Source organism: Flavobacterium sp. (assembly GCF_031363805.1).
Taxonomy (GTDB): domain Bacteria; phylum Bacteroidota; class Bacteroidia; order Flavobacteriales; family Flavobacteriaceae; genus Flavobacterium.
The window spans coordinates 23,793-50,660 of sequence record NZ_JANLVD010000052.1 but is presented as its reverse complement, the minus strand read 5'-3'; the positions used below and the strand labels follow the sequence as shown (position 1 = coordinate 50,660).

Annotated in this window: 21 protein-coding genes; 16 read left to right on the top strand and 5 right to left on the bottom strand. The window is 31.3% G+C overall.

What is annotated here, in order from left to right:
* Window positions 1–54 precede the first annotated feature (54 nt).
* The 4 genes from RMN92_RS03110 (at window position 55) to RMN92_RS03095 (ending at window position 3,250) form a co-directional block, all read left to right on the top strand.
* Window positions 55–1,035 carry a M20/M25/M40 family metallo-hydrolase gene (locus tag RMN92_RS03110; protein ID WP_309608003.1) on the top strand — a complete coding sequence of 327 codons (981 nt, stop codon included), beginning with the start codon at window positions 55–57 and terminating at the stop codon, window positions 1,033–1,035.
* A 75-nt stretch (window positions 1,036–1,110) separates the two neighbouring features.
* Window positions 1,111–1,788 (top strand): SDR family oxidoreductase, encoded by a 678-nt coding sequence (locus RMN92_RS03105; RefSeq protein WP_309608002.1) that lies wholly within the window; start codon window positions 1,111–1,113, stop codon window positions 1,786–1,788.
* A 23-nt stretch (window positions 1,789–1,811) separates the two neighbouring features.
* Window positions 1,812–2,648: a Bro-N domain-containing protein gene (locus tag RMN92_RS03100; protein ID WP_309608001.1), complete on the top strand. Its 837-nt coding sequence runs from the start codon at window positions 1,812–1,814 to the stop codon at window positions 2,646–2,648.
* A 2-nt stretch (window positions 2,649–2,650) separates the two neighbouring features.
* Entirely contained in the window at window positions 2,651–3,250 is a 600-nt protein-coding gene (locus RMN92_RS03095; RefSeq protein ID WP_309608000.1) for a SprT-like domain-containing protein, read from the top strand.
* On the opposite strand, the gene RMN92_RS03090 is transcribed toward RMN92_RS03095, so the two are convergent.
* A complete protein-coding gene (locus RMN92_RS03090) occupies window positions 3,247–3,516 on the bottom strand; it encodes a hypothetical protein (RefSeq protein WP_309607999.1) in 270 nt (89 codons plus the stop codon). The two genes, RMN92_RS03095 and RMN92_RS03090, sit on opposite strands and share 4 nt — an antisense overlap.
* 13 nt (window positions 3,517–3,529) lie before the next feature.
* On the opposite strand from RMN92_RS03090, the gene RMN92_RS03085 reads away from it, so the two are divergent.
* The 5 genes from RMN92_RS03085 (at window position 3,530) to RMN92_RS03065 (ending at window position 11,936) form a co-directional block, all read left to right on the top strand.
* Window positions 3,530–3,715 carry a hypothetical protein gene (locus tag RMN92_RS03085; protein WP_309607998.1) on the top strand — a complete coding sequence of 62 codons (186 nt, stop codon included), beginning with the start codon at window positions 3,530–3,532 and terminating at the stop codon, window positions 3,713–3,715.
* A 573-nt stretch (window positions 3,716–4,288) separates the two neighbouring features.
* Window positions 4,289–6,274 (top strand): BspA family leucine-rich repeat surface protein, encoded by a 1,986-nt coding sequence (locus RMN92_RS03080; protein WP_309607997.1) that lies wholly within the window; start codon window positions 4,289–4,291, stop codon window positions 6,272–6,274.
* 40 nt (window positions 6,275–6,314) lie between these two features.
* The gene (locus RMN92_RS03075; RefSeq protein WP_309607996.1) at window positions 6,315–8,834 is read left to right on the top strand and encodes a T9SS type A sorting domain-containing protein; all 2,520 of its coding nucleotides are present in this window, start codon (window positions 6,315–6,317) and stop codon (window positions 8,832–8,834) included.
* Window positions 8,835–8,872: 38 nt separating this feature from the next.
* Window positions 8,873–10,534, top strand: a complete 1,662-nt coding sequence (locus RMN92_RS03070; protein WP_309607995.1) for a T9SS type A sorting domain-containing protein — start codon at window positions 8,873–8,875, stop codon at window positions 10,532–10,534.
* A gap of 349 nt (window positions 10,535–10,883) precedes the next feature.
* Window positions 10,884–11,936 carry a mannose-1-phosphate guanylyltransferase gene (locus RMN92_RS03065; RefSeq protein ID WP_309607994.1) on the top strand — a complete coding sequence of 351 codons (1,053 nt, stop codon included), beginning with the start codon at window positions 10,884–10,886 and terminating at the stop codon, window positions 11,934–11,936.
* A 337-nt stretch (window positions 11,937–12,273) separates the two neighbouring features.
* On the opposite strand, the gene RMN92_RS03060 is transcribed toward RMN92_RS03065, so the two are convergent.
* The 4 genes from RMN92_RS03060 to RMN92_RS03045 form a co-directional block, all read right to left on the bottom strand.
* The gene (locus tag RMN92_RS03060; RefSeq protein ID WP_309607993.1) at window positions 12,274–13,041 is read right to left on the bottom strand and encodes an ATP-binding cassette domain-containing protein; all 768 of its coding nucleotides are present in this window, start codon (window positions 13,039–13,041) and stop codon (window positions 12,274–12,276) included.
* The gene (locus tag RMN92_RS03055) at window positions 13,041–13,787 is read right to left on the bottom strand and encodes an ABC transporter permease (RefSeq protein ID WP_309607992.1); all 747 of its coding nucleotides are present in this window, start codon (window positions 13,785–13,787) and stop codon (window positions 13,041–13,043) included. Before RMN92_RS03055 ends, RMN92_RS03060 begins: the two co-directional genes overlap by 1 nt.
* A 127-nt stretch (window positions 13,788–13,914) precedes the next feature.
* Window positions 13,915–14,673, bottom strand: coding sequence for a hypothetical protein (locus RMN92_RS03050; protein ID WP_309607991.1), 759 nt, complete (start codon window positions 14,671–14,673; stop codon window positions 13,915–13,917).
* A gap of 94 nt (window positions 14,674–14,767) precedes the next feature.
* Window positions 14,768–15,619 (bottom strand): glycosyltransferase family A protein, encoded by an 852-nt coding sequence (locus tag RMN92_RS03045; protein ID WP_309607990.1) that lies wholly within the window; start codon window positions 15,617–15,619, stop codon window positions 14,768–14,770.
* Between the two features lie 59 nt (window positions 15,620–15,678).
* Here RMN92_RS03045 and RMN92_RS03040 point away from each other — a divergent pair, with 59 nt between their 5' ends.
* The 7 genes from RMN92_RS03040 (at window position 15,679) to RMN92_RS03010 (ending at window position 26,868) form a co-directional block, all read left to right on the top strand.
* Window positions 15,679–16,554 (top strand): glycosyltransferase family 2 protein, encoded by an 876-nt coding sequence (locus tag RMN92_RS03040; RefSeq protein WP_309607989.1) that lies wholly within the window; start codon window positions 15,679–15,681, stop codon window positions 16,552–16,554.
* A gap of 2 nt (window positions 16,555–16,556) precedes the next feature.
* On the top strand, window positions 16,557–18,008 hold the full coding sequence (locus RMN92_RS03035; protein WP_309607988.1) for a hypothetical protein: 1,452 nt from the start codon (window positions 16,557–16,559) through the stop codon (window positions 18,006–18,008).
* A 751-nt stretch (window positions 18,009–18,759) separates the two neighbouring features.
* Entirely contained in the window at window positions 18,760–19,779 is a 1,020-nt protein-coding gene (locus tag RMN92_RS03030; protein WP_309607987.1) for a LacI family DNA-binding transcriptional regulator, read from the top strand.
* Window positions 19,780–19,983: 204 nt separating this feature from the next.
* Entirely contained in the window at window positions 19,984–21,342 is a 1,359-nt protein-coding gene (locus RMN92_RS03025; protein ID WP_309607986.1) for an MFS transporter, read from the top strand.
* Between the two features lie 2 nt (window positions 21,343–21,344).
* Window positions 21,345–22,001 (top strand): beta-phosphoglucomutase, encoded by a 657-nt coding sequence (gene pgmB, locus RMN92_RS03020; protein ID WP_309607985.1) that lies wholly within the window; start codon window positions 21,345–21,347, stop codon window positions 21,999–22,001.
* Between the two features lie 87 nt (window positions 22,002–22,088).
* Window positions 22,089–24,392 carry a glycoside hydrolase family 65 protein gene (locus RMN92_RS03015; protein ID WP_309607984.1) on the top strand — a complete coding sequence of 768 codons (2,304 nt, stop codon included), beginning with the start codon at window positions 22,089–22,091 and terminating at the stop codon, window positions 24,390–24,392.
* Between the two features lie 100 nt (window positions 24,393–24,492).
* Window positions 24,493–26,868, top strand: coding sequence for a TIM-barrel domain-containing protein (locus RMN92_RS03010; RefSeq protein ID WP_309607983.1), 2,376 nt, complete (start codon window positions 24,493–24,495; stop codon window positions 26,866–26,868).

The following is a 26,868-nucleotide window of genomic DNA, read 5'->3' as shown; positions in this document are numbered from 1 at the left end:
AAAAACATCATTTCTTAACAATAGAATTTTTATTTTAGCATAATAAATTTAAATATGAAAAATATAGTCCTTCTTTTTTCGATTCTTCTTTTTGGATGTGGTACTACTAAGAAATTTCTAAACAACACTGCGCCTCTTGAAAATTTTATTCAAAAAATTGGTAATGCTTTTAATTATAAGGTTGAGGAAAAAAACGTCGCCGAAACCTTAAAAACACTCTCATCTGATGCATTTGAAGGCAGAGAAGCTGGTGAGCCAGGTATTGAAAAAGCGGCAGTTTTTTTAGAAGAATTTCTTAAAAATAATAATGTAAAGCCCTATTTTGAAACTTACAGAGATAAATTATCAAATTTTGATAAACCAACTTTTAATATTGTAGGTTATATTGAAGGCAACGATCCTATATTAAAAAAAGAGTTTCTGGTTTTGGGTGGTCATTATGACCATTTAGGATTAACATCTGATGGAGACGACAAAATAAATAATGGCGCCAATGATGATGCTTCTGGCGTTACTGCTGTTGCAGAAATTGCAAAGTATTTTAGTGAATCCAAATCCAATAAACGAAGCATACTAGTTGTATTTTTCTCTGCGGAAGAAAAAGGATTATTGGGTTCCAAACATTTGGCAAAAAAATTAAAGACGAATGGCTTTAATTTATACACGATGCTCAATTTTGAAATGATTGGTGTGCCTATGACCAAAGATTATACTGCTTATCTTACTGGTTTCTCAAAATCGAATATGGCAACCAAAATGAATGACTATGCAGGTAGAAAATTTATTGGATATTTACCACAAGAATTGCAATATCAATTGTTTTCAAGGTCAGATAATTATTCTTTTTATAATGAATTTAAAGTACCATCGCAAACAGTATGTACTTTCGACTTTGAAAACTTCAATTATTACCACGATGTGAAAGATGAATTTGTATTGATGAATATCCAACACATGACTTCGTTTATCCAAAATATATTGCCTGTCGTAGAACAAATGGCAAATTCTGCTACTAGAGAAATTAAAATGAATTAATGAAATTTCATAGTTCAAAACCACAAACAATAATGAAGACAACATTCTCTTCTAAAAATTAACTAGCATCTATTTATGAAAAATATTATAATTACAGGAACTTCTCGCGGTATTGGTTATGAATTGGCTTTGCAATTTGCCCAAGCTGGACATCAAGTACTCGCTATTTCTAGAAAAACACCACAAGCTTTAATTGAGAATCAAAATATCACCTGTGTTTCAGTAGATTTAGCTTTAGATAATGACTTAGAAGTTGTTTCACAATTTCTTTCATCCATATGGAAAAAAGTAGATATTATTATTCATAACGCGGGTTCATTACTATTGAAACCTTTTGGAGAAATTACTTCGAAAGAATTTGAAAATATATACAAAGTCAACGTTTTTGGAGTAGCAAATTTAACTCGCATATGTTTGCCTTATTTACAAAAAGGCAGTCATATAGTTACTATAAGTTCTATGGGTGGGATTCAAGGAAGCGTCAAATTTGCAGGACTTTCTGCTTATAGTTCAAGTAAAGGTGCAGTTATTACTTTATCAGAATTGTTAGCTGAAGAGTATAAAGAACAAGGCATTGCTTTCAATGTTTTGGCACTTGGATCTGTAAATACCGAAATGTTGCAAGAAGCTTTCCCTGGCTATGAAGCACCATTATCGCCAAAGGAAATGGCAGATTATATTTTTGATTTTGCATTGACAGGAAATAAATATTACAACGGCAAAGTTTTGCAAGTAAGTTCTTCTACTCCATAATTTTAAATTAAATTTTACGCCATATGAAACAAGAAAATGCCATTCAATTATTTGAAAACAAAAAAGTAAGAACTGTTTGGGACACAGAACAGGAAAAATGGTTTATATCTATTATTGATGTAATAGAAGTTTTGACAGAAACAGACAGATCAAGAAAATATTGGAGTGATTTAAAAGCCAAGTTAGCAAAAGAAGGAAGTCAGTTGTCCGAAAATATCGGACAACTGAAAATGCAATCTTCTGATGGTAAATTTTATAAAACCGATGTAGCTGATACCGAACAACTTTTCCGACTTATTCAATCAATTCCTTCTCCAAAAGCAGAGCCATTTAAACTTTGGTTGGCACAAATAGCATCAGAACGATTGGATGAATTACAAGACCCAGAAATCACAATCGACAGAGCTTTAGCACAATATTTACAATTGGGTTATTCAGAAAGTTGGATCAATCAACGGTTGAAAAGTATCGAGATTCGAAAAGAATTGACAAACGAATGGAAAAGTAAAGGAATGAAAGAAGGACAACAATTCGCTACTCTTACAGATATTATTTCTAAAGCCTGGTCAGGAAAGACTACTAAAGAATATAAAATATTGAAAGGACTAAAAAAAGAAAACCTTCGAGATAACATGACCAACACTGAGCTTATTCTAAACATGCTTGCCGAGGCATCTACAAAAGATATTTCTCAAGCAGTAAATCCAAAAACTTTTCAGGACAACAAATCAGTGGCGGCGCAAGGCGGCAATGTCGCCAGAGTAGCACTAAAAGAACTCGAAGCCAAAACTGGCAAAAAGGTAGTTTCGGCTCTAACTGCAAAATCATTATTAGAAGAAAAAAAAGAAATTAATAGCTGATAATGAGAACTGTTTTAGAAAAATACATACCAGAACATTCAGTAGACATTTGTTTCGAGCTTATCAAACTCCATCAAGTGCATCTTAAAATCGTGAATGAAAGAGTCACTCGTCATGGCGATTATAGAAAAGGAGTTTCTGGAAAACATGAAATCACGGTGAATACCAGTCTGAATAAATACCGATTTCTAATTACATTAATTCATGAAATTTCACATTTGGTGGCTTTCGAAAAATATGGCAGAAATATAAAACCACATGGCGATGAATGGAAAATAACTTTCCAACGATTGATGGTGCCTTTTATTAGACCTGAAATATTCCCCAATCAATTGTTGCCATTATTAGCCAGACATTTCAGAAATCCAAAAGCGAGTAGCGATACCGATGCCACATTATCATTGGCTTTAAAACAATTCGATCCTGAAAATGATAAAAATTATGTATTCGAAATTCCATACGGAAGTGTGTTTCGCATTCATAATGGGAAAATTTTCAAAAAAATTGCGATAAGATCAAAACGCTTTGAATGTTTGGAAATTAGTTCTGGTAGAACCTATTTATTCAATCCAAATGCCGAAGTCGAATTATTGCCAAGTTAAACTTTGAAAATAAGTTTATTTCTATAAAAAATCCACAGAATAAAAGACCAAATGGTTACATATATGACTGCGCCAGCCAAAGATGCATTCATTGGATTTTCAAAATTTGGAACTATCCAAAATTTATACAAATAATTTTGAAGATTGATTTCTTCCGATGCGTTTTCTGGATTTTGAACCAGAATCATTGATAACAATCTTGGTATTATTCCTGAAAAGAAAAAAACAATCATGGCCAATCTGCCACCATATTCAGGATCAATCACACAAGCAGATATATTGACTGAAATATACAGAAATCGTTGTATTGAATTGTATATGTCAGGACTTAAATTGGAAGATAGTAGAAGATTCAGCCGTCCTGCAGCCGGAGTTACTGGAGCAGAAAGAAATCGCAACTGGTATCCTTATCCAATTTCTGAAAGAATTAACAATACTAATACACCAGCTGATCCAGCAAATTAAGAATTAGTTAAATCTATTTTAAATCGAGATGTAAAATTTTACATCTCGATTATTTTTATGGCATAAACATAATCATCCCTGATTTTATAACTGGCGCGTTAGTATGCATGGTGGTAAAAGTACTATAAATCGTATTATGAACCTTTTTGTAAGATCAATTCCAATTAAGATTAAAAATTTCCATATTATCAAGGTCTAAAATTCAATTTCAAATGTGAATAATTTTTTTTAAACTTACACACAATATGTTAAGAAAAATAGTATATTTGCACTTTTATTTTAATAATTCTGTATGAAGAAAAATTTACTATTTATAATACTATTTATTGGTTTTCTACAATATGCATATACTTCATCTAGCGAAAATTTGGTCAAAATAATTACCTATTTAAGAAATCCCTAAAAACATTTTGACAATCTCGATCCTAAGATTGCACTGAAACAACGATTCAATACAAAAGACAAATTCAAATCTCTTAAGCGTCTTAAACAAACACATGATCCGATTCGTTAAAAATATTACAATAGTTATTTGCAATCAAAAAATTTAATTTAATATTCACAAATAATCTTATGAAAACAAAAATTACCTTTATTATGTTATTGTGCACACTTTTTACTTTTGCACAAAATGAATTTATTTCTATTTGGAAACCTTCAAATCCTTCGAAACCAGCAACTGGAACAACAAGTACACAAATTAGTCTGCCAGTTTTTGGAGCAAACTACAGTGTTGTTTGGGAAGAGGTAGGTTATCCAGCACACAGTGGTAATATATTAAATCAAAACACCAATGTTGTTGTAGATTTTGGGGTGCCTAGTAATCCTGTTGCAACGAATGCAACTTATCTAGTTAAAGTTACAGCAACAAATGCTGGTCTATCATTTAGCCCAGCAAGTTTTGGTGACAATGAAAAAATTATAAGAGTAACACAATGGGGAACAAATGTCTGGTCCAATTTAACAGGCGCATTTTTAAACTGCAAGAATTTGGATATCACAGCAACGGATGTGCCTAATTTGAGTAGTATCGTTAATTTGAGCGGTATGTTTAATGGTTGTACATCCTTAATTTACAATTCTAATTTAAATAATTGGAATACAAGTACTGTAACAGATATGTCAAGTATGTTTCAGGGAGCAACTTTATTTAATCAAAATATAGGCGCTTGGAATACGAGTAGCGTAACAAGGATGGATTCAATGTTTTTTAATGCTCTTGCCTTCAACCAGAATATAGGTGCTTGGATTACTGCCAACGTTACCAATATGGCATTTATGTTTTATAATGCAACAGTTTTTAATCAAAATATTGGAAATTGGAATACAATTCTAGTTATAGATATGAATGCAATGTTTTACAATGCTATTGGATTTAATCAAAGCATAGGCTCTTGGAATACTGGTAATGTGGTCAATATGTCTAATATGTTTTATAACGCTAAGATATTTAACCAAAACATAGGTGGTTGGAATACAATTAAAGTTACCAATATGACTAGCATGTTTACATTGGCAATTGCTTTCAATCAAAATTTAAATTTATGGAATACTGCAAATGTAACTAGCTTGGCAGGTATGTTTGCTAGCGCAACTGCATTTAATCAGAATATAAGTTCTTGGAATACGATTAAAGTCACTGCCATGCAATTAATGTTTAGTGGTGCATCCGCATTCAACCAAAATATTGGCGGTTGGAATACCGGTAATGTTACAAATATGAATAAAACATTTAATAATGCAGCTGTTTTTAACCAAAACATAGGAACTTGGAATACCATAAAGGTGATAAACATGGATTCTATGTTTTTAGGAGCAACAGCTTTTAATCAAAATATTGGTTCTTGGAATACTGCCAATGTAACCACTATTAAGTCTATGTTTGAAAGTGCCTCTGCATTTAATCAAAATATTGGTTCTTGGAACACAGGAAATGTGACCAATATGAATGGAACTTTTTTCAGTGCTTCTGCATTTAATCAAAATATAAGTACTTGGAATACTATAAAAGTAACCAACATGTCGTTTATGTTTGCTGGCGCTTCTGCATTTAATCAAAGTCTAGGAAACTGGAACTTAATTGCCATACCAAATATGGCAAATATGTTAACAAATAGTGGCATTGATTGTGTAAATTATGATAGCACTTTAATAGGTTTTCGCAATAATGTAAACACACCAAATAATATTACTTTTGGAGCCTCTGGCAGAGTTTACAGTTCAACTACAGCTCAAGCTGCTAGAAACACATTAATTACTCAAAAAAGCTGGGTAATATCTGGCGACAGTTTCAATTCAACCTGTGCAGCTTTAGGGAATGAAAATTTTGTAACATTAAACACAAAAATTTATCCAAATCCTGCTCAAAATATTGTGAATGTAGAAGTTGATGGATTAAATGAAGTGGAAGTTTATGATATTAATGGTCGCTTTTTAATCAAAAAACAAATATCAGATAACAAAAACGCAATCGATATTTCTTCACTTTCAAATGGAATATATGTTTTAAAAGTTTCAACTGAAAATGGTATTGGAAACTTTAAAATTATAAAAGAATAAATTCTAAGACAAAAAATAAAATTAATTTAAATAATTCAAAATGAAAAAAACATTATTATTACTACTTGCCATTTTTTCTTCTCTTGTAAATGCGCAAGATGGCAGCATTGACACCTCTTTCAATGCAAATGATTTTGGATTTAATTCTGGATTTGGCGCAAATGCAATCATAAGCACAACAGCTATTCAAGCAGATGGCAAAATCATTATTGGGGGACTGTTTACAGCATATAATTTAACTCAAAAGGGTTATATTGCTAGATTGAATACCGATGGAACTTTGGATACTACTTTTGCTTTAGGTTCGGGTTTTAGTAAAGGTTTAACTACCCCAAATTTGAATGCAATTGTAATTCAACCAGATGGGAAAATTATTGTTGGGGGCTTTTTTACCGCTTATAACGGAATAAACAGAAATTATATTACAAGATTAAATTCAGACGGTAGTTTAGACACAACTTTTAATCCAGGATTAGGAGCAAATAACAATGTTAATTCATTAGTGCTATTGCCAGATGGAAAGATTATTTTAGTTGGAAGTTTTACATCATATAACGGCATTGCAAGAAATAGAATAGTACGTATAAATTCCGACGGTAGTTTAGACGCTACTTTTGATCCAGGACTGGGTGCAAATAATTTTATTTTTGCAATAAAAATTCAATCGGATAGTAAGATTATAATTGGAGGAAATTTTACTTCATATAATGGCATTTCAAAAAATTATATTGCAAGGTTGAATATTGATGGAACATTAGATACAACTTTTACTCAAGGAACTGCAACAAATAGCAGTATTTATTGTGTAGATATACAATCTGACGGAAAAATAATTATTGGCGGAGCTTTTACTTCTTACAATGGAATCGTAAGAAATTATATTGCAAAATTAAATACAAACGGAACTTTAGATACCGCCTTTAATATTAATTCTGGCCCTTCAAATGGTACAATTACTACCGCAATTTCATTTGTATCCATACAACAAGACGGAAAAATAATTATTACAGGACTTCTAAATTCGTACAATGGTATTGCTAGAAAAGGTATTGCTCGTTTGAATTTAGATGGTACTTTAGATCTTTTTTTTGATCCAGGATTGGGAACAAATAATAATGTTAGTAGTACAACTGTACAATCAGACGGGAAAATTATAATTGTAGGCAGTTTCACTACTTATAACGGAAAAAATAAGTTTGGGATTAATAGATTGGAGATAAATGGCGATTCAGATTCTAGTTTTAATCCTGGTTTAGGATCTGAATCTACCATTAGAAAAACATTTTTAGAATCAAGTGGAAAGATTATAATTGGAGGGGATTTTACATCGTATAATGGAGAGCCGATTAACAAATTTGCAAGATTAAATGTTGATGGTGGTGTAGATGCTACTTTTGTTACAGGAACAGGTCCTGATAATTCTGTAAGTTTTATAGATGAACTCTCTAATGGTAAATTTATAATTGCAGGAGATTTTTCATCTTATAACGGAATTCCGATAAAAAAAATTGCAAGATTGAATACAGATGGAACTTTAGATACTACTTTTAATACAGGAACAGCAACTAATAATGGGATATTTTCAATGGGTTTACAAACCGATGGTAAAATTTTAATTGGAGGCTTTTTTACTTTTTATAACGGTATTGCATCCAATAGAATTGCACGCTTAAATACTGATGGCAGCTTAGATAGTAGTTTTAACGTAGGTACTGGTCCGAATAGCTCTATCACAGCAATTGTAATACAAGCTGATGGTAAAGTAATAATAGGTGGGGAATTTACTTCTTTTAACGGAATTGGGGTAAATAGAATTGCACGTCTGAACACTGATGGTATTTTAGATACTACTTTTAACGTTGGAACAGGTTTAAACAATATAGTTTATTCTCTTCTTTTGCAAGCTGATGGCAAAATTATTGCTAGTGGGGCTTTTGATAATTTCAATCAAATTAACAGAAAAAACATTGCTCGATTAAATTCTAATGGTACTTTAGACACTAGTTTTAATCCTGGAAATGGACCAAGCAACTCTCCATTCGTTTCTAATATTCAATATGCTGCCAAACAAACCGATGGAAGAATTATTATCAGTGGTAGTTTCACATCTTTTAATGGAATTTCAATAAAAAAATTGGCTAGATTAAATGCAAATGGAAGTTTGGACAATACTTTCAATCCTGGTACTTCCGCAGATGGGATTAAAACATTAACGGTTCAATCTGATAACAACATAATAATTGGTGGAGATTTTACATCTTATAATGGCACTGGAAGAAATCGTATTGCACGAATAAATTCAAGTACTTTATCTAATTATGATTTTGCTTTTTTAAGCAACACAAAAATTTATCCAAATCCTGCTCAAGATATGGTAAACGTAGAAGTTGATGGATTAAAAGAAATTGAAGTTTATGATATTAATGGTCGATTTTTATTAAAAAAACAAATGTCAGAAAACAAAAACGTAATTGACATTTCTTCACTTTCAAAAGGCATATATGTGTTAAAAGTTTCAACAGAAAATGGCATTGGAAACTTTAAAATTATAAAAGAATAAATTTAAAACAAAATTATAATTAATCTAAATAAAACAAAATGAAATACAAATTATTATTATTAATGCTCGTTTTAACAGCATCTAAAACTTTTTCGCAAACTACATTTACTTTCAATGGCATTGGTGATTGGACAAATACAGCAAACTGGAGTCTAGGCAATTATCCAGGCACAACAGTTGATGCCAACGAAATTGTTGAAATTTATGGAAAAGTAACTGTTGATCAACCAACTATTATTACTAATAATGGTGCAATTTCGAGTTTTAGTTCTGCAAATGGCGATAATTCAGAAATAAATATATTTGGTGGATTAGTAAATAATAAAAACATCAATTTTAGTCGAGCAACAATAACTGTTGCTGTTGGCGGTAGGATAGTAACTAATGGTACATCTGAATTAGTAATTACAAACAGTACACAACTAACTAATACTGGAAGGATTGTAATATTTGGAGGATTAATAAGTATAAATAGTTTATCGTCTTCTATTATAAACGATGGTACTGGAGCTGTAAGTAATTATGGAATATTGAAAGTATTAAGTGGTACATTCGAAAATAAATCTACTGTGAATAATTCTATTTACAACAACGGTATGTTTGAAATTGCTAACGGAAACGTTATTAATAGAGGTGTTTTTTTTAATGACGTAAACGGAGTTTTGTTAAATTCAAAAACTTTCAGTAATGAATCGACTGGAAGAATCGATAATAGTGGACAAATAACTGTTACAAGTTTTGGTGCTGCAATTATTAATTCTGGCAATTTGAATAATAATAAGAATATAAGTTTACAAGATTCTTCTAAACTTAATATGGCGATTAGCAGTAGTATATTTACTAACCAAGATACAGGTATTGTTGTAGTTTCTAATAATAGTAGTATTGAGAATAATTCGTCTGATTTCTCGATACGTGGCGGAAAAGTTATTAATGGAGGAACTATAGATAATAATACTTCGATATTTATAGGTGGTGTTGGCGAATTAGAAAATAATGGAACTCTAAATAATAACTTTGGAGCAACAATAAATAATTTCGGAAGGCTAAGCGGCATAAATACAGTACACTCTGGCAGTTTTACAAATGGAAGTATTTTATCTCCAGGAAATACAAATGATGCAACAGGTTTATATAAGTTAGATAGCTTTTTTACAAGTTACGTTCAAACCGTAAGTGGTTCTTTAAATATACAGTTAGCTGGAAATGTGGCTGGCGATAATTATGATCAAGTGATTGTAAATAGAGACGCGACTCTAAACGGAACATTAAACGTTTCATTATTAAATGGATTTGAACCTAATACAGGCGCAGTTTTTACAATTTTGCGCGAAGGAAGAAATCTTTCAGGCACATTTGCAACAGTCAATTTACCAATACTTACTGGAGGAAAGGTTTGGAATGCTGTTGAGTATAATAATACCGATGGTGTACGAATTTCTGTAAGTACAGCCTTAAGCGTTGCAGATATTGATAATGAGTCTTTGAAATTTAAAATTTATCCTAATCCAGTTACTGATAAAATTTATGTTTCAGGAGTTTCAACTATTTCAAATGCGTCTGTTCATGATTTTAACGGAAGAAGAATTCTGGAAACTGAATTATCAAATGTAAATTCAAGTATTGATTTGAGTATGCTTCCTTTTGGAGTTTATCTGTTAAAAATAAAAGGACAGACTTTTAAGTTTGTAAAAATATAGTTTTAGATTTAAATAACTAAGAGTATATAATTCTCACATCATTTTAATATAAGTGGTGTGAGTTTTCATTTTAATTTTTTTAGTTCAAGATATCTGGTTGTAGGTTATGTTTATACTGAGAATATTACTTCTCTGTTATTAACTTTAATGGATCCTCAAATAATTTTAATTCATAGTTAAATCAAACTCAAAAAATAAACTTCGTTAAATAATCTTGCATAATTATGTTAAATTTTATATCTCGTTTTTTTTAATATTGTAATTATGTAAAAAAAAATTATCAGTATTCAATAAATCATTTAGTATTTTTGTAGCATTCTTAAAAGTAATAAAATTAGAATATCTAGAGATGAACAAAAATTATTATGCAATATTAATGGCTGGTGGCGTTGGATCAAGATTTTGGCCAGTAAGTACCGCAGATTTTCCGAAGCAATTTCATGATATGTTGGGTTCTGGCGAAACGCTAATCCAAAAAACTTTCAGCAGACTTTCAAAAGTTATTCCAGTCGAAAATATTCTTATTTTAACCAATCAGAACTACAATCATCTAGTTTTAGAGCAATTGCCACAAGTAAAGCAAGAGCAAATTTTGTTGGAACCTGCCATGCGAAATACAGCTCCATGTATATTGTATGCGTCTTTAAAAATTCAGAAAATGAATCCTAATGCGGTAATGGTTGTGGCGCCCAGCGATCATTGGATTGAAAATGAAGATGCTTTTTCTAGAAATTTGATTGAATGTTTTGATTTTTCTGCAAAAGAAAGTGTACTCTTAACACTGGGCATCAAACCTACTTTTCCAAATACAGGTTTCGGATATATTGAATATGACAAAACCGACAATAACAACATCAAAAAAGTATTTCAATTTAGAGAAAAACCTGATTACAAAACGGCAAAATCCTTTATCGATTCTGGCAATTTTCTTTGGAATGGTGGTATTTTTATTTGGAGTGTCAAGTCAATCACCGAAGCTTTTGAAAAATTTCAACCTGCCATGAATGTCTTATTTCAAAAAGGAATTGAAAGTTATAATACATCCAAAGAAGCAGCATTTATAGAAAATAATTATGGTTTGGCTGATAATATTTCTATTGATTACGCCGTCATGGAAAAATCCAAAAATGTCTATGTACTTCCTGCTACATTCGATTGGAACGACCTTGGAACTTGGGGTTCGCTTCATGAAAAATTGGAAAAAGACGAAAATAATAATGCCGTTGTCAATGCTAAAGTTATTTTGGAAAATGCCTCCAACAATATAATAAGTTCCGATGCTGATAAACTCATTATTATTGATGGATTGAATGATTATATAATTGTGGATAAAGATGGAATTTTATTAATTTATCCAAAAAGCAAAGAACAGGATATTAAGAATTTAGTTTCAAAGATTTAGAGTGACAAAGTTATAAAGTTTCAAAGTTTCAAAGTTATAAAGTTTCAAAGTTTCAAAGTTTCAAAGTTTCAAAGTTTCAAAGTTTCAAAGTTTCAAAGTTTCAAAGTTTCAAAGTTTCAAAGTTTCAAAGTTTCAAAGTTTCAAAGTTTCAAAGTTATATAATAAGGTAAGATAGTCTAAAATTGCTGATAATTTTAAACTTTACTAACCTACTAACCTACTAATTTAAAGCTTTTAAGCTTTTAAGCTTTTAAGCTTTTAAGCTTTTAAGCTTTTAAGCTTTTAAGCTTTTAAGCTTTGAAACTTCATAACTTTTACACTTCATAACTTTTACACTTTACGACTTTTCACTCAAAACCGCTTCTCTTACTTTTTTGAATAATTCGGATGAATATACAAAATCAGTAACCGCTTCATTGTCGGTTCTAAAAATCTCATCTTTGGTGCCTTCCCAAGCTTTCAAACCATTTTTCAAGAAAACAATTTTATCGCCAATCTCCATCACTGAGTTCATATCATGGGTATTGATAACCGTTGTTATATTGTATTCTGCGGTAATTTCTTGAATCAAATTATCAATTAAAATAGCTGTATTTGGATCTAAACCAGAGTTTGGCTCATCGCAAAACAAATATTTTGGATTGTTTACAATGGCTCTGGCAATGGCTACACGTTTTTGCATTCCACCCGAAAGTTCCGATGGTTTTTTGGCATTTGCATCTACGAGATTAACTCTTTTTATTACAAAATTGACACGCTCTTTAATTTCGGCGGGTGTTTTTTTGGTAAACATTTTCAAAGGGAAACCTACATTTTCCTCCACAGTCATCGAATCAAAAAGGGCACTTCCTTGAAAAACCATACCAATTTCTGTTCGTAATTCTCTTTTTTCATCGGCATTTAATTCTGAATAAATTCTACCATCAAACGAAATCGAACCTACTTCGGGCGTATGAATTCCTAGCAAACTTTTTAGCAATACTGTCTTCCCTGAACCACTCTGACCAATAATCAAATTGGTTTTTCCTGTTTCAAAAATAGTGGAAACTCCTTTCAGAACTTTACTATCACCAAACGATTTTTCTACGTTTTTTACTTCAATCATTATGTTAAAAGTAATTGTGTTAATATATAATTTACTAAAATTATAGTTACCGATGTCCAAACAAATGCAACAGTACTTGCTTTTCCTACTTCAAGAGCTCCACCTTTCATGTAATAGCCATGAAATGAAGGTATGGTTGCCAAAATTAAGGCAAAAATAAAAGTTTTTATAAACGCATAAGCAATATGAAAAGGGATAAATTCTGTTTGAATCCCGACTACAAAATCATCACTGCTTCCAAAACCACCGTAAACACTGGCTACAAAACCTCCGGCAACGCCTAAAAACATGGCAATTCCAATCAAAAATGGGTACAATAGCAAAGCCATCAATTTTGGGAAAACCAAGTAGTTTAATGAATTGACTCCCATAACTTCCAAAGCATCAATTTGCTCAGTAACACGCATGGTTCCTATACTCGAGGTGATAAATGAACCCATTTTTCCTGCCATAATTATGGAAATAAAAGTGGGTGCAAATTCTAAAATAACCGATTGTCTTGTGGCAAAACCTATTAAATATTTTGGAATTAATGGATTGGTTAAATTTAGCGCAGTTTGAATGGCTACAACGCCACCCACAAAAAAGGAAATAAAAGCTACGATTCCGAGTGAATCAATAATTAAATCGTCAACTTCTTTAAAAATCAAAGTCCGCATGACAGACCATTTGGTTTGCTTTTTAAATATTTCTTTAAGCATTATAAAATATCGACCTATTTGCGATAAATAACGAATTAGCATCATGGTTTTAAAATATATTCAAAAATAGTTATAAGTTATGAGTTACCTGTTATGAGTTATGAGTTTTTTAGGAATCAGAGAAAAACTAAGGGAAAAATAAGTACTATGTAATCAATAAATCAACAATTGACTATTTAGATTTTATGGACAAGTTTTGTAAAGACGCTTTTTTATATTCTTGGTTTTTGGTAATATAAAAATCCATAACACCCATAATATTTTTCTCATCTACAATTTGCTTCGATTTTGGATCGGCAGTACAAAATTCTAGAAAAAGATATACTTCCTCTTCTTTCAATTCTAAAGTTTGCGTAAAAAAGCTTTCGCTGAAAGTACTAGTAGAAAATTCTTTAAAATCAATTTCTTTGACTTTCTTTTTATCGTAGCCTTTTTTCTTTTTAAAAAGTTTGATAAGCTCTTTCCCCATTCTTACAAAATCCATACCATTTTCTATGGATCCATCATATACCAACCTATTTTTTGGAGAAGAATATCTATCTGGAAAATATTGTCCATCTACATATTTCTGTGTATTTTTTGTCAAAGGAGTAATCGATTTATTTTCTTTTATGACAACTTCTTTTAGCGGTATAGCTTTTTTGGTTAATGAAATAATTAAATTATTTTTATTTATATCTTCTTGAGTCAGTTGCATTCTATAATAGTCATAATTATCTGCAATAAAAACAAGCACATCATCAGCTTTAACTACAAGAGAAAATTCGCCTTTTTCGTCTGTAGCCCTCATTTCTTTAGAATCTGGGTTTATGATATCTGCTACGACAAATAAATTTTTGTGTACCACTTTGCCAACTAAACGTTTTTTAGTTTGAGAAAAATTTGACTGACAAATAAAAAAAATCAATACAAGAAACAGTTTGATTTTCATAAAATGTAATTAGTGTTAATAGCAAAGATACTCATTGGCAAAGGATGTTTATCTAATGAAATTGTAATTTTAGGTTAATTCTTTTTACAATAAATTAATGCGTTAACTTGACTTTCATTTTCTCCCATCGATATTTTCTAATAAATTTTGCCTGTTCTTTTGAAACCAAAAGTGGTTTTTTTTCTGATTTTGCTTTCCAAAAACCTTTTATATAATCTACAAACAACAATGGTTTGCGTTTCATAAACGCCAATTTCGCGGAAGCAATGGCGGTAATTATAAAACCGTATCCTAAAGTATAAAAAGCTTCTCCTTGTTTATATTGTGCCAATTTATTATAGTTCGCGCCAGTTGGTTTTAAGTGTTTTACTTTGAGTGTTGCATCAGTAACCACTTTCCAACCGTGAAATTTCGCCAACAATTCATCGACAGTATCCCAACCCATAGCTGGTTTTAAGCCATCAATATCCTGAAAACATTTTTTTCTGTAAGCTTTAAACGCACCGCGAATATGATCTTTATCGGTTAAATTTTCTAAAATCCACTCTCCATTTTTTTCGATGTAAGCAAATCCGCCCGCCATTCCTATAGTTGAATCAAATTTGAAATAATTCAAAATTGTTTCGAAATAATGACTTGGTAAAATTAAGTCTCCGTCCAATTTTACAATAATATCATAATCATCATCAATAGTTTCCAATCCTTTTTGAAACGCTTGAATGACCTTGCTTCCTGGCAAATGTATGGCTTCCGATGTTTTATTTACCAGAGTGATGTTCGGATTGTTTTTTGCAAAATCCAGAACAATTTCAGCAGTCTTATCGGTCGAGTTGTCATTTACAACTACTATTTTTGAAGGTAAAATAGTTTGTTCTACAAGCGATTGCAAAGTCAAGCCAATAAACTTTTCTTCGTTGTGCGCTGGAATTATGATGTAATATTTCATTTTATGCTTAAGTCGAATGCAAATATCCTTATTTTTGCAGGATAATAAAAATATTGGCTTTGAATAAAAAGATTTTTGTGATTATCGTAACCTACAATGGTTCAAAATGGATTGAAAAATGTATTTCATCTGTTTTGAACTCTTCTTATTCGGTAGAAATCATCGCAATCGACAATTATTCGATTGACAATTCTGTACAACTTTTGAAGCAATTTCCTCAAGTACATTTAACAGAATCTCAAGAAAATTTGGGTTTTGGTAAAGCCAATAATTTGGGAATTGATTTGGCTGTACAAAAAAATGCAGATTATGTTTTTCTGCTCAATCAAGACACTTGGATTTTTGAAGATACAATTTCAAATTTAGTTTCAGTTGCAGAAAACAATCCAAATTTTGGAATTTTAAGTCCGATGCATTTTGCAGGTGATGGTGTAAACCTTGATCAAAGCTTTAGAACTTATTACAACCGAAAAATCGAAAAATCTGAAAATCAAAGTGTTTCAATTGTACCTTTTGTAAATGCTGCCGCTTGGTTGGTTTCAAAATCATGTTTGGAAAAAGTTGGAAAATTTGAACCTCTTTTTTCTCATTATGGAGAAGATAGAAATTTTTGCGATAGAGTTGCCTTTCATTATTTTAAAATTGGCATTGTAGAAAATTCCAAAATTTGCCATGATCGAATAATTTCTCGAACGTTTAAAAAAGATTTCATTCAATCCAAATATTCCATTTTATCAAAAGTGTTGAATATCAACCAAAGTTTATTTGCTAGTTATTTTGATGCGCTAAAATCGGTTTTTGGATTGCCTAAATATTTTAGTAATTCCTATGGTTTTTTAAAAGTTATAAATTTGTTTTTCAAATTATTGTTTTACTATATTGCACTTATTTTATCAATGTTTACAATCATAAAAACGCGTCAAAGTTTTAAATAATTATGGAAAACAAAGCCTCTCAAAAACAAGCTTTTCTATTTACCATAATCAATTATGTTGGCATTTTAATAGGCATAATTTCTACGCTTTTTATATATCCAAAAAACAAAGAATTGCTTGGTGTTTTTAGGTATGTTGAAGCACTTGCGTTGACATTATTTCCTGTTTTGTTATTGGGAGCTTCACAAGCATTGATAAATTTTTCACCCAAATTGGATGAATTAAAAAGGAGAAAATTATTCAATTATAGTATTTCTTCAATTATCATAATTAGTATAATTATGGGAGTTATTATTATGATGGTTCTTTATTTTGGATGGACGATTTATATATTGTGGGCATATCCAATTGCAATTTGTTTGGCTTTTATAGAACTATTAAAAAAACAGTCGGCTATAATTCAGAGAATAGCGCTACCTACTTTTTTTGATAATATAATTCCTAAAATATCATTGCCAATTATTTTTATACTGCTGCTACACAAGTCTATTTCTGAGATTCAGTCATTACAATTATACATTATTTCTTATGCTTTAATTATTATTTTTATTTTTAGTTATGTTTTTTATCATTTCAAACCCAAATTTGATATTAATTATAAATTGTTGTTTAGTGAAATTTCAAAAAAAGAATATTATCGCTTTTCACTATTTGCCTTTGCAGGAAGTTTGGGATCTGTTTTTGCTTTTAGAATAGATGCTTTAATGATTCCGAAATTTATTTCTATGGAAGCTTTGGGAACATTTAGTATTGGTGTGACTTTGGCATCTGCTTTGGCCGTGCCGGCTACAGGAATTTTTACACTTTATGCGCCTATTATTTCCAATTATCTCAAAACTGAAAACTACACCGAATTGAACATGAAATACAAAGAAGTATCGAAACTACTTTTTTTTATAGGAGCCATTTTGTACAGTTGCATTTTTTTAGGAATTGAAAATTTATTTATGCTATTGCCAACACATGAAAATTTGATAGCTTCAATTCCGGTTATACTCATTTTAGGATTTAACGTTTTGGTCAATATGGGAACAGGTTTTAATGGCGAAATCATTACTTATTCAAAATATTATAAATTCAATTTAATAGCTATATTACTTTTAGTTATTTTGAATATAAGTCTGAATTTATTATTTATACTTTATTTTAAACTTGGAATTGAAGCCGTTGCCGTTGCCTCACTATTATCTATGGTCGTTTTTAATTTGGCAAAACTTTTATTCGTTTATAAAAAATTTAAACTTTTTCCTTTCGATAAATCCTATTTAAAATTGGTTGTGATATCTTCAAGTATTTTGATTTTGATTTATTTTTTACCGAATTTTAATTCAATACTTTTAAACTTAATTTATAAAATCACGCTCTGTGTTTTTCTGAATATAATTATTGTTTATAAATTGAAACTAATTTATCAGATTAATTTTTGGATTAATAAGATTATTTATTTGAAATAGTATGTTTACTGTTAGATTTTGACTTGACATTACAAGGATAATTCTCTGATTAATATTTTAGTATACGTTATAATAAAAAGTTTTTATAGTTTGTATTGAGAGAAAAAAGTACATTAAAAATTAAAATGATATTGTATTGATTGAATTTAACCAAAAAGTTTCAAGTTTGATGAAATATAAGTAATATTTGCAAAAAAAATGATCTGCAACCGAATTTATATACAGTTACATTTCAATCATTTAAATTTAATAAATGAATGGTAAGTTAAAAATACCTTTCTTTTCATCAACCAAAAATCTTATTAAAATAGGTGGGAAATTTTTTTTTTTAGAATAAAGTAACTTTTAGCAACACCTCGAAATACTACAACATAACTCGCAAAATTGCGGCATCATCAGTTCAATAAAAATTGACATGAAAAAAGGCTGTCTTTTACGAACAGCCTTCCCGTTAGTGTACTTTGTGCAAGCAAACTAGCTGGAAGAAACAGCAATATAAGTAAGTACTTTTTATACAATGTTTTCATACAATTTGTTTGGATTTTAATTAAGCTTTATTTGGTATATTTTTACTTCGAAGTTTAAAATTAATTAAATAAATGAATAAAATAAATAAACAATTATTAATAGCCTTACGAAAACGTTTTCGTGTTGAAAACTTTCTTAAAAACACAATATTTTAAGGCTAAAATTGTCAATAACAAAAATAAAATATACCTTTATTTTCAAATATATATTTATTGAATCCATAATGAAAAGAAAAGTTACCTTAAAACAAATTGCCAAAGAACTTGATGTATCCATCTCAACTGTCTCAAAATCATTAAGAAACAGCCCAGAAATTAGTGAGGATACTCGTGTAAAAGTGCAAGCTTTTGCCAAATTATACAATTATAGACCAAACAATATTGCGCTAAGTTTAAAAAATAGAAAAACAAAAACCATTGGCATTATTATACCTGAAATCATACACCATTTTTTTGCTACCATTATAGGTGGAATTGAACAAGTGGCAAATGAAAATGGTTATAGTGTCATTGTGTGTCTTTCCAATGAATCTTTTGATAAAGAAGTTATTAATATGGAAATGCTTGCTAATGGTAGTATTGATGGATTCATCATGTCATTGTCCAAAGAAACACAACAAAAAAAGGATTTTCATCATATTTTAGAAGTTACTAGTCAAGGCATGCCCGTGGTTATGTTCGATAGGATAACAAACGATATTTTCTGCGATAAAGTTATTATTGATGATAAGGCAGCGGCTTATGAAGCTATTGAATTTTTAATCAATAAGGGAAATAAAAAAATAGGTTTGATAACTACTATAGATTATGTAAGTGTAGGAAAATTAAGGACCGAAGGTTATATTTATGCTTTGCAACAAAATAATATAGAATACGACGAAAAACTAGTTCTTAAAATTGAAGACATTGAAAATTGCAAAGAACAAATTCAACAGTTTATTGAACAAAACGATATAGATGCCATATTTGCTGTGAATGAACTTTTTGCAGTTACAGCTATAAAATTAGCAAATCAGATTGGGAAAAATGTTCCAAATGACTTGTCTGTAATTGGATTTATAGATGGAATTATTTCTCAATATTCATCTCCTTCTATTACTACTGTGAATCAAAACGGCTATTTGATGGGTCAAAAATCTGCAAGATTGCTCATCGAAAGATTGGAAAATGATGATGAAGATGAGGAATTTTATACCACAGAAATAATAGAAACAGAGTTGGTAGAAAGAGAATCGACAAGATAAAATATATTGTAAAGAAAAAGATTATCATTTTATGAAACTACAACGTTTTAGTTCATTTTTTTTTGGAAAAAATCTAAATCTAAAATTTAAAATCTAAAATCTTTTATATATTTACACCTATCAAAATGTATATTTTACTTCGAAAATAAATTATGTTTTGATAAGCATCGCGCTTATCGTATTATAAATCATTAAATTACGATAATGGAAAAGCGTAAATTAGGTTTCTGGGAAATCTGGAACATGAGTTTCGGTTTCTTGGGAATACAATTCGGTTTTGCACTGCAAGGCGGATTTATGTCTAGAATATTTCAAACCCTAGGAGCAAGCCCAGACGAAATTCCAGCTTTATGGATAGCCGCACCGCTTACAGGATTATTGGTTCAACCTATTATTGGATATCTAAGTGATCATACTTGGCATCCAAAATATGGCAGAAGAAAACCTTATTTCCTTTTTGGGGCTGTTTTAAGCTCATTTGCATTATTCTTTGTACCCTATTCCTCTGCATTATGGATCGCAGCTGGTTTTTTATGGATTCTAGATGCTTCCATTAACATATCAATGGAACCTTTTAGAGCTTTGGTTGCAGACAAATTGCCAGAAGAACAGCGTTCCTATGGGTTTGTATTGCAAACGCTAATTATTGGAATTGGGACTTGGGTAGCTTCAAACTTGCCGTGGCTGGTAGAAAAAATGGGGTTTACTCAAGAAGCTCCTGCAGGTGTTGTACCTGAATATGTAAAAATAGCATTTGGCATTGGCGCCTTGGTTTTTTTAATTAGTATTTTATATACCGTTTTGACAACCCGAGAATACCCACCAAAAGATTTGGAAGAATTTAAAAAACAAAAAAAAGAAAATAATTTTTTCAAAGATTTGAAGGTATCATTTAGCACAATGACTTCTACCATGAAAAAATTAGGCGTAATTCAATTTTTTAGTTGGTTTGCTTTTTTTACGATGTGGAGCATGGCTACACCAGCTTTAACAAATTTCGTTTTTCATGCACCCGCACCAGATAAAAAAGCATTCGATTTTACAATAGCTTCACAAGAAGCAACTTTCAATATTGCAAATAAACTATACCAAACAGCCGCAGACAGTGTCGGCTCCGCCATGGGATTGTATGGATTATCATCAATGGCATTTGCTTTAATTTTAACTTTTTATGCCTCACGGGCAAAAGTAAATAGAAAATACATTCATATGTTTTCTTTGATTGCAGGAGGCGTTGGCTTTTTGATCATGGGAATTTTGCCAAGTCCAATTTATTTAAATATTTCATTTCTGTTAATAGGACTTTCATGGGGTAGCATTTTATCCATGCCATATGCTATGCTTTCCAGTTCTGTTGATGAAAATCGAATGGGAATGATGATGGGCCTATTTAATATGTTTATTGTTATTCCACAAATTATAGCTGCTTTAGGAGGCGTTATTTTCCTTTCAAAATTATTTGGATCTTCCCCAATTGCACCCATGCTATTGGCAGGAACTTCATTAATAATTGCTGGTTTATGCAACTTTTTAATAACCGAAGAAAAAGCAATAAAAGGATAATAATGAATAAAAAAGCATTTATATTCGACCTCGACGGTGTCATTGTAGACACTGCAAAATACCATTTTTTGGCGTGGCAAAAACTTGCCGAAGAAATTGGAGTCGATTTTACACCAGAACACAACGAAGAACTCAAAGGTGTGAGTCGAGTTCGTTCATTAGAAATAATATTAGGATTGGGCAACTTTCAATCTTCCCAAGAAGATAAAGACAAGTGGTTGCATCAAAAAAATGTAGACTATTTGGCTTATATCAAAAAAATGGATGAATCAGAAATACTTCCAGCTGTATATGAAACTTTAACATTCATAAAAGAACACAATCAATTCATAGCTTTGGGTTCCGCTAGTAAAAATGCAAGACCTATTCTAGAAAAAGTGAAATTATTGCACTTTTTTGACGCTATTGTCGATGGAAATGACGTAACCAATGCCAAACCAGATCCTGAAGTTTTCCTTCAAGCTGCAAATTTGGTGGGTGTTTCCAATGAAAATTGTATTGTTTTTGAAGACTCTCAAGCTGGAATTAAAGCTGCCAATATAGCTAACATGACAAGTATAGGAATTGGTGATGCATCAATTTTAAAGGAAGCTAGATACTGTTTCCCGAATTTTCTGCACATAGACAGCAGTTTTATAGATACATTATTGAAAGATTAAATAAAGAAATTAGAAACAAGAAACAAGATTTTAAGTTTCAGAAATCTTGCATCTTGTTTCTTTCTTCTTTTAAAAATTAAAAAAAGAATGAACCAAGATTATATAAAACCAGACAACTGGTCCATCATAGAAGAAGGATTTGATACAGACAGTGTAAAATCCTCCGAAAGCCTTTTCAGTATTGGAAACGGCGCTATGGGGCAACGCGCCAATTTCGAAGAACAATATACTGGAGAAACTTTCCAAGGAAGTTATATTGCGGGCATTTATTATCCGGATAAAACTAAAGTGGGCTGGTGGAAAAATGGTTATCCAGAATATTTTGCCAAAGTGCTAAATGCACCAAATTGGATTGGAATTGACATTGAAATTAATGGTGAAAATCTAGATTTAAACACTTGCGTAGATGTAAAAAATTTCCGTCTCGAATTGAATATGAAAGAAGGTTGGTACCATCGTTCGTTTGAAGCGATTTTGCAAAACGGCACTGAAATTTCTGTAAATATTCGTCGTTTTCTTTGTTTGGATTTAGACGAAGTGGGCATCATTAATTACGAAGTTACACCCATTAATAAAGCGGCAAAAATAGTTTTCAAACCTTATATTGATGCTGGCGTTCATAATGAAGATGCCAATTGGGAAGAAAAATTCTGGGAAATTCAAGATTTAAATTACTCACAAAATGAAGCTTTCGTAACTGCAAGAACATTCAAAACACATTTTATTGCCACCACATTTATGCAAAATAGCATTTTGTTGCAAGATAAAAATTTGAGTCTACAACCTTCAAAGGTTTCAAGTTCATCAGATAAAATTCAATTTGAATATGAAGTAAATGTCGCTCAAGGCGAAAAATTAAGCATTCAGAAAATAGGTGGATACACAGTTTCACTAAACCATGAAAATACAGAAGTTGCCGCAAAAAATGTTATTCAATCCGCATTAAACAAAGGATATGGCATATTACTAAACGATCAGATTACTGCTTGGGCAAAAATTTGGGAAATGTCAGATATTACCATTGATGGCGATGTGAAAGCACAACAAGGTATTCGTTTCAATATTTTTCAACTCAATCAAACCTATTTAGGAAAAGATTCTAGATTGAATATTGGTCCAAAAGGTTTCACAGGCGAAAAATACGGTGGTTCCACGTATTGGGATACCGAAGCGTATTGCATTCCGTTTTACATGGCAACCAAAGACCAGCAAGTCGCCAGAAATTTGTTAACATATCGATACAATCATTTAGAAAAAGCCATCGAAAATGCAGAGAAATTAGGTTTTAAAAATGGAGCCGCTTTGTTCCCAATGGTTACTATGAATGGTGAAGAATGCCATAACGAATGGGAAATTACTTTCGAAGAAATTCACAGAAATGGAGCCATTGCATTTGCTATTTACAATTACCATCGTTTTACTGGTGATTATAGCTATATCCCTGAAAAAGGATTGGAAGTTTTAATTGGAATCGCTCGTTTTTGGCACCAAAGAGCTACATATTCTACCAAAAGAAATCAATATGTAATTCTTGGAGTTACTGGTCCAAATGAATATGAGAATAATGTAAACAATAATTTTTATACCAATTATATTGCAAAATGGTGCTTGAGTTACACTTACGATCAAATTAAAAAAGTTGCCTTAGAATATCCATCAGACCACAAACGCATTACTGAAAAAGTTAAAATAAGTGATACAGAATTGCACTCTTGGAAAAAAGTTTCAGATAATATATATTTCCCTTATTCCAGAGAACACAATGTTTATTTACAACAAGATGGATTTTTGGACAAAGAATTAGTAAAAGTGGCAGATTTAGATAAAAGCCAACGACCTATTAATCAAAAGTGGTCTTGGGACAGAATTTTGCGCTCGCCATACATCAAACAAGCCGATGTTTTGCAAGGATTTTATTTCTTCGAAGATCATTTTTCTAAAGAAGAGCTAGAACGTCATTTCGATTTTTACGAACCATTTACCGTGCATGAAAGTTCGCTTTCACCTTGTGTGCACTCTATTCAAGCCGCAGTTTTAGACAAAATGGACATGGCATACACTTTTTATTTAAGAACTTCTCGATTGGATTTGGACGATTATAACAAAGAAGTGGAAGAAGGGTGCCATATTACATCTATGGCTGGAACTTGGATGAGTATTGTAGAAGGTTTTGGTGGCATGCGAGTCAAAAATGATGTACTACATTTTTCACCAAAAATCCCAAAAGAATGGAATGGTTATTCCTTTAAAATAAATTTTAGAAATCAAATTTTAAAAGTTTCAGTAAACAAAAATGAAACCCAATTTTCATTGGAAGGTAATGCTGAAATTATAGTTTTTGTGAATGATAGAAAAATTGTGGTTGAACCGAATAGTTTGGTTACAGTATAAATTAAAGTTATTACACAGAGATACACCAAGTTTCTCAAAGATGCACCAAAACTTTGTGTGACTCTGTGTAATACTTTGTGAATCTTTGTGAAATAAAAAAATGAAAAAGTTTTTAATTTTATTACTAATTTCAATATGTTCTTTTGCCCAAAACGCAAATAGAAAATTTGAAAAAGCAACGTTAAAAGAAGGTGTTTTAACCATAAACACTTCCGATGGAGATTACTTAGTAAAAATTATTTCCGAAAAAATAATGGAAACATCCTTTATTTCCAAAGGAGAAACCTTTAATCCTATTTCGCATGCTGTAGTTTTAAAACCAAAAACGGGCAATTTAATTCTCAACGAAACTTCCAAAAAACTCGATTACTATAGCGATGGAATTGCTATTAATATTCAGAAAAATCCTTTTTTAATTTCATATTCGTATAAAAAAAATCCAGTCGTTTCTGAAAAATTAGGCTACATCAAAAAAGATTCAACCGAAATTTTAGAATTCAATATCGACAAAACAGAAATTCTTTATGGCGGCGGCGCAAGAGCCATCGGAATGAACCGTCGAGGCAACCGATTGCAATTGTACAATCGAGCGCAATATGGTTATGAAACCCGAGCCGAATTGATGAATTTCACGATGCCAATCGTCATGTCGTCAAAAATGTATGCGATTCATTTTGACAATGCACCTATTGGGTATTTGGATTTGGATTCTAAAAAAGACAATACCTTACAATACGAAACTATTTCTGGCAGAAAAACCTATCAAGTTATTGCAGGTGATTCTTGGGAAGATTTAATTTCGAATTATACCGATTTAACAGGAAAACAACCTTTGCCAGCACGCTGGACATTAGGAAATTTCTCCTCTCGTTTTGGCTACCATTCACAGGAAGAAGTAGAAAAAACAATCAAAAAATTTGAGGAAGATCAAATTCCAGTCGACGCTATTATTGTCGATTTATATTGGTTTGGAAAAACTATAAAAGGCACTATGGGAAATTTGGAATTTGATAAAGACAATTTTCCAAATCCAACCAAAATGATGTCTGATTTGAACAAGAAAGGCATCAAAACCGTCTTAATTACCGAACCGTTTGTACTTTCAACCTCAAGCAAATGGCAAGAGGCAGTAGATAAAAAAATATTGGCTAAAGACAAAACGGGCAATCCAGCTACGTTTGATTTTTATTTTGGAAATACGGGCATAATCGATATTTTTAAACTCGAAGGCAAAACATGGTTTTGGAATATCTACAAAGATTTAATCAATAAAGGGGCTGGCGGATTATGGGGCGATTTAGGCGAACCCGAAGTTTTTCCTTCAAGTGCGATTACTGCTGGTGGTAAAGCCGATGAAGTACATAATATTTATGGACACAACTGGGCAAAATTAGTTCAAGAAGGTTATAAAAATGATTTTCCATTGGTGCGCCCTTTTATTTTAATGCGTGCTGGATATTCAGGAAGTCAACGTTTTGGCATGATTCCATGGTCAGGCGATGTGAGTCGCTCGTGGGGCGGTTTACAATCGCAAACCGAAATCGCGCTCCAAATGGGAATGCAAGGCATGGGCTATATGCACTCGGATTTGGGCGGATTTGCAGGCGATTACTTCGATAATGAACTTTATATTCGTTGGTTGCAATATGGCGTTTTTCAACCAATATTTCGTCCACATGCACAAGAAGAAGTGGCTTCCGAACCTGTTTATAAAGACATAGTAACCAAAGCTAAAGCCAAAAAACAAGTCGAATTGCGTTACCAAATGCTACCGTACAACTACACCTTAGCTTTCGAAAACAATCAAAAAGGAATTCCGCTCATGCGCCCATTATTTTTTGAAGAACCTAATAATAGAGATTTATCGACCGTTTGTGAAACCTATCTTTGGGGCAACGATTTTCTTGTTACACCTATTACAAAAGCGGAGGCAAAGACGACTTCGGTTTACTTTCCAAAAAACAACAATTGGTTCGATTTTTATAGTAATAAAAAACAACTTGGAGGAACTACAGGAACTATTGTTGTTGAAGAAGATCATATTCCTGTTTTTGTTCGTGGTGGCAGTTTTATTCCCATGATTAAAACCATTCAAAATACTTCAAAATATTCATTGGAAAACTTCGATTTGCATTATTATTTTGATGAAAAAACAACAAAATCAGAAGGGAAATTATACAATGACAATGGATTAACTCCAAACGCTTTTGAAAAAGGTGAATTTGAGATTCTCAATTTCAATAGCAATTACAATGTCAATAAAAATTTAAAAACAATAACATTAAATTTCAATACTGAAATAGGTAAAACATATCAAACATCCGATAAAAACATCAATTTGGTAGTGCACAATTGTAAAGCAAAAACCATTACAATTGATGGGAAATCTGTAACATTTAAAAACAATAAAACTTCGATTGAAATTCCAGTTTCTTGGCTAAAAGGAACGTCAAAAGAAATAAAAATCCAGTTATAA

Bases quoted from the DNA above. Each gene is read 5' to 3' on its own strand.
- pgmB (WP_309607985.1), top strand. From the start codon at position 21,345: ATGAATAAAAAAGCATTTATATTCGACCTCGACGGTGTCATTGTAGAC.
- RMN92_RS03055 (WP_309607992.1), bottom strand. From the start codon at position 13,787: ATGATGCTAATTCGTTATTTATCGCAAATAGGTCGATATTTTATAATG.
- RMN92_RS03025 (WP_309607986.1), top strand. From the start codon at position 19,984: ATGGAAAAGCGTAAATTAGGTTTCTGGGAAATCTGGAACATGAGTTTC.
- RMN92_RS03110 (WP_309608003.1), top strand. From the start codon at position 55: ATGAAAAATATAGTCCTTCTTTTTTCGATTCTTCTTTTTGGATGTGGT.
- RMN92_RS03015 (WP_309607984.1), top strand. From the start codon at position 22,089: ATGAACCAAGATTATATAAAACCAGACAACTGGTCCATCATAGAAGAA.
- RMN92_RS03035 (WP_309607988.1), top strand. From the start codon at position 16,557: ATGGAAAACAAAGCCTCTCAAAAACAAGCTTTTCTATTTACCATAATC.
- RMN92_RS03050 (WP_309607991.1), bottom strand. From the start codon at position 14,673: ATGAAAATCAAACTGTTTCTTGTATTGATTTTTTTTATTTGTCAGTCA.
- RMN92_RS03095 (WP_309608000.1), top strand. From the start codon at position 2,651: ATGAGAACTGTTTTAGAAAAATACATACCAGAACATTCAGTAGACATT.
- RMN92_RS03010 (WP_309607983.1), top strand. From the start codon at position 24,493: ATGAAAAAGTTTTTAATTTTATTACTAATTTCAATATGTTCTTTTGCC.
- RMN92_RS03060 (WP_309607993.1), bottom strand. From the start codon at position 13,041: ATGATTGAAGTAAAAAACGTAGAAAAATCGTTTGGTGATAGTAAAGTT.
- RMN92_RS03045 (WP_309607990.1), bottom strand. From the start codon at position 15,619: ATGAAATATTACATCATAATTCCAGCGCACAACGAAGAAAAGTTTATT.
- RMN92_RS03030 (WP_309607987.1), top strand. From the start codon at position 18,760: ATGAAAAGAAAAGTTACCTTAAAACAAATTGCCAAAGAACTTGATGTA.
- RMN92_RS03075 (WP_309607996.1), top strand. From the start codon at position 6,315: ATGAAAAAAACATTATTATTACTACTTGCCATTTTTTCTTCTCTTGTA.
- RMN92_RS03100 (WP_309608001.1), top strand. From the start codon at position 1,812: ATGAAACAAGAAAATGCCATTCAATTATTTGAAAACAAAAAAGTAAGA.
- RMN92_RS03070 (WP_309607995.1), top strand. From the start codon at position 8,873: ATGAAATACAAATTATTATTATTAATGCTCGTTTTAACAGCATCTAAA.
- RMN92_RS03065 (WP_309607994.1), top strand. From the start codon at position 10,884: ATGAACAAAAATTATTATGCAATATTAATGGCTGGTGGCGTTGGATCA.
- RMN92_RS03105 (WP_309608002.1), top strand. From the start codon at position 1,111: ATGAAAAATATTATAATTACAGGAACTTCTCGCGGTATTGGTTATGAA.
- RMN92_RS03080 (WP_309607997.1), top strand. From the start codon at position 4,289: ATGAAAACAAAAATTACCTTTATTATGTTATTGTGCACACTTTTTACT.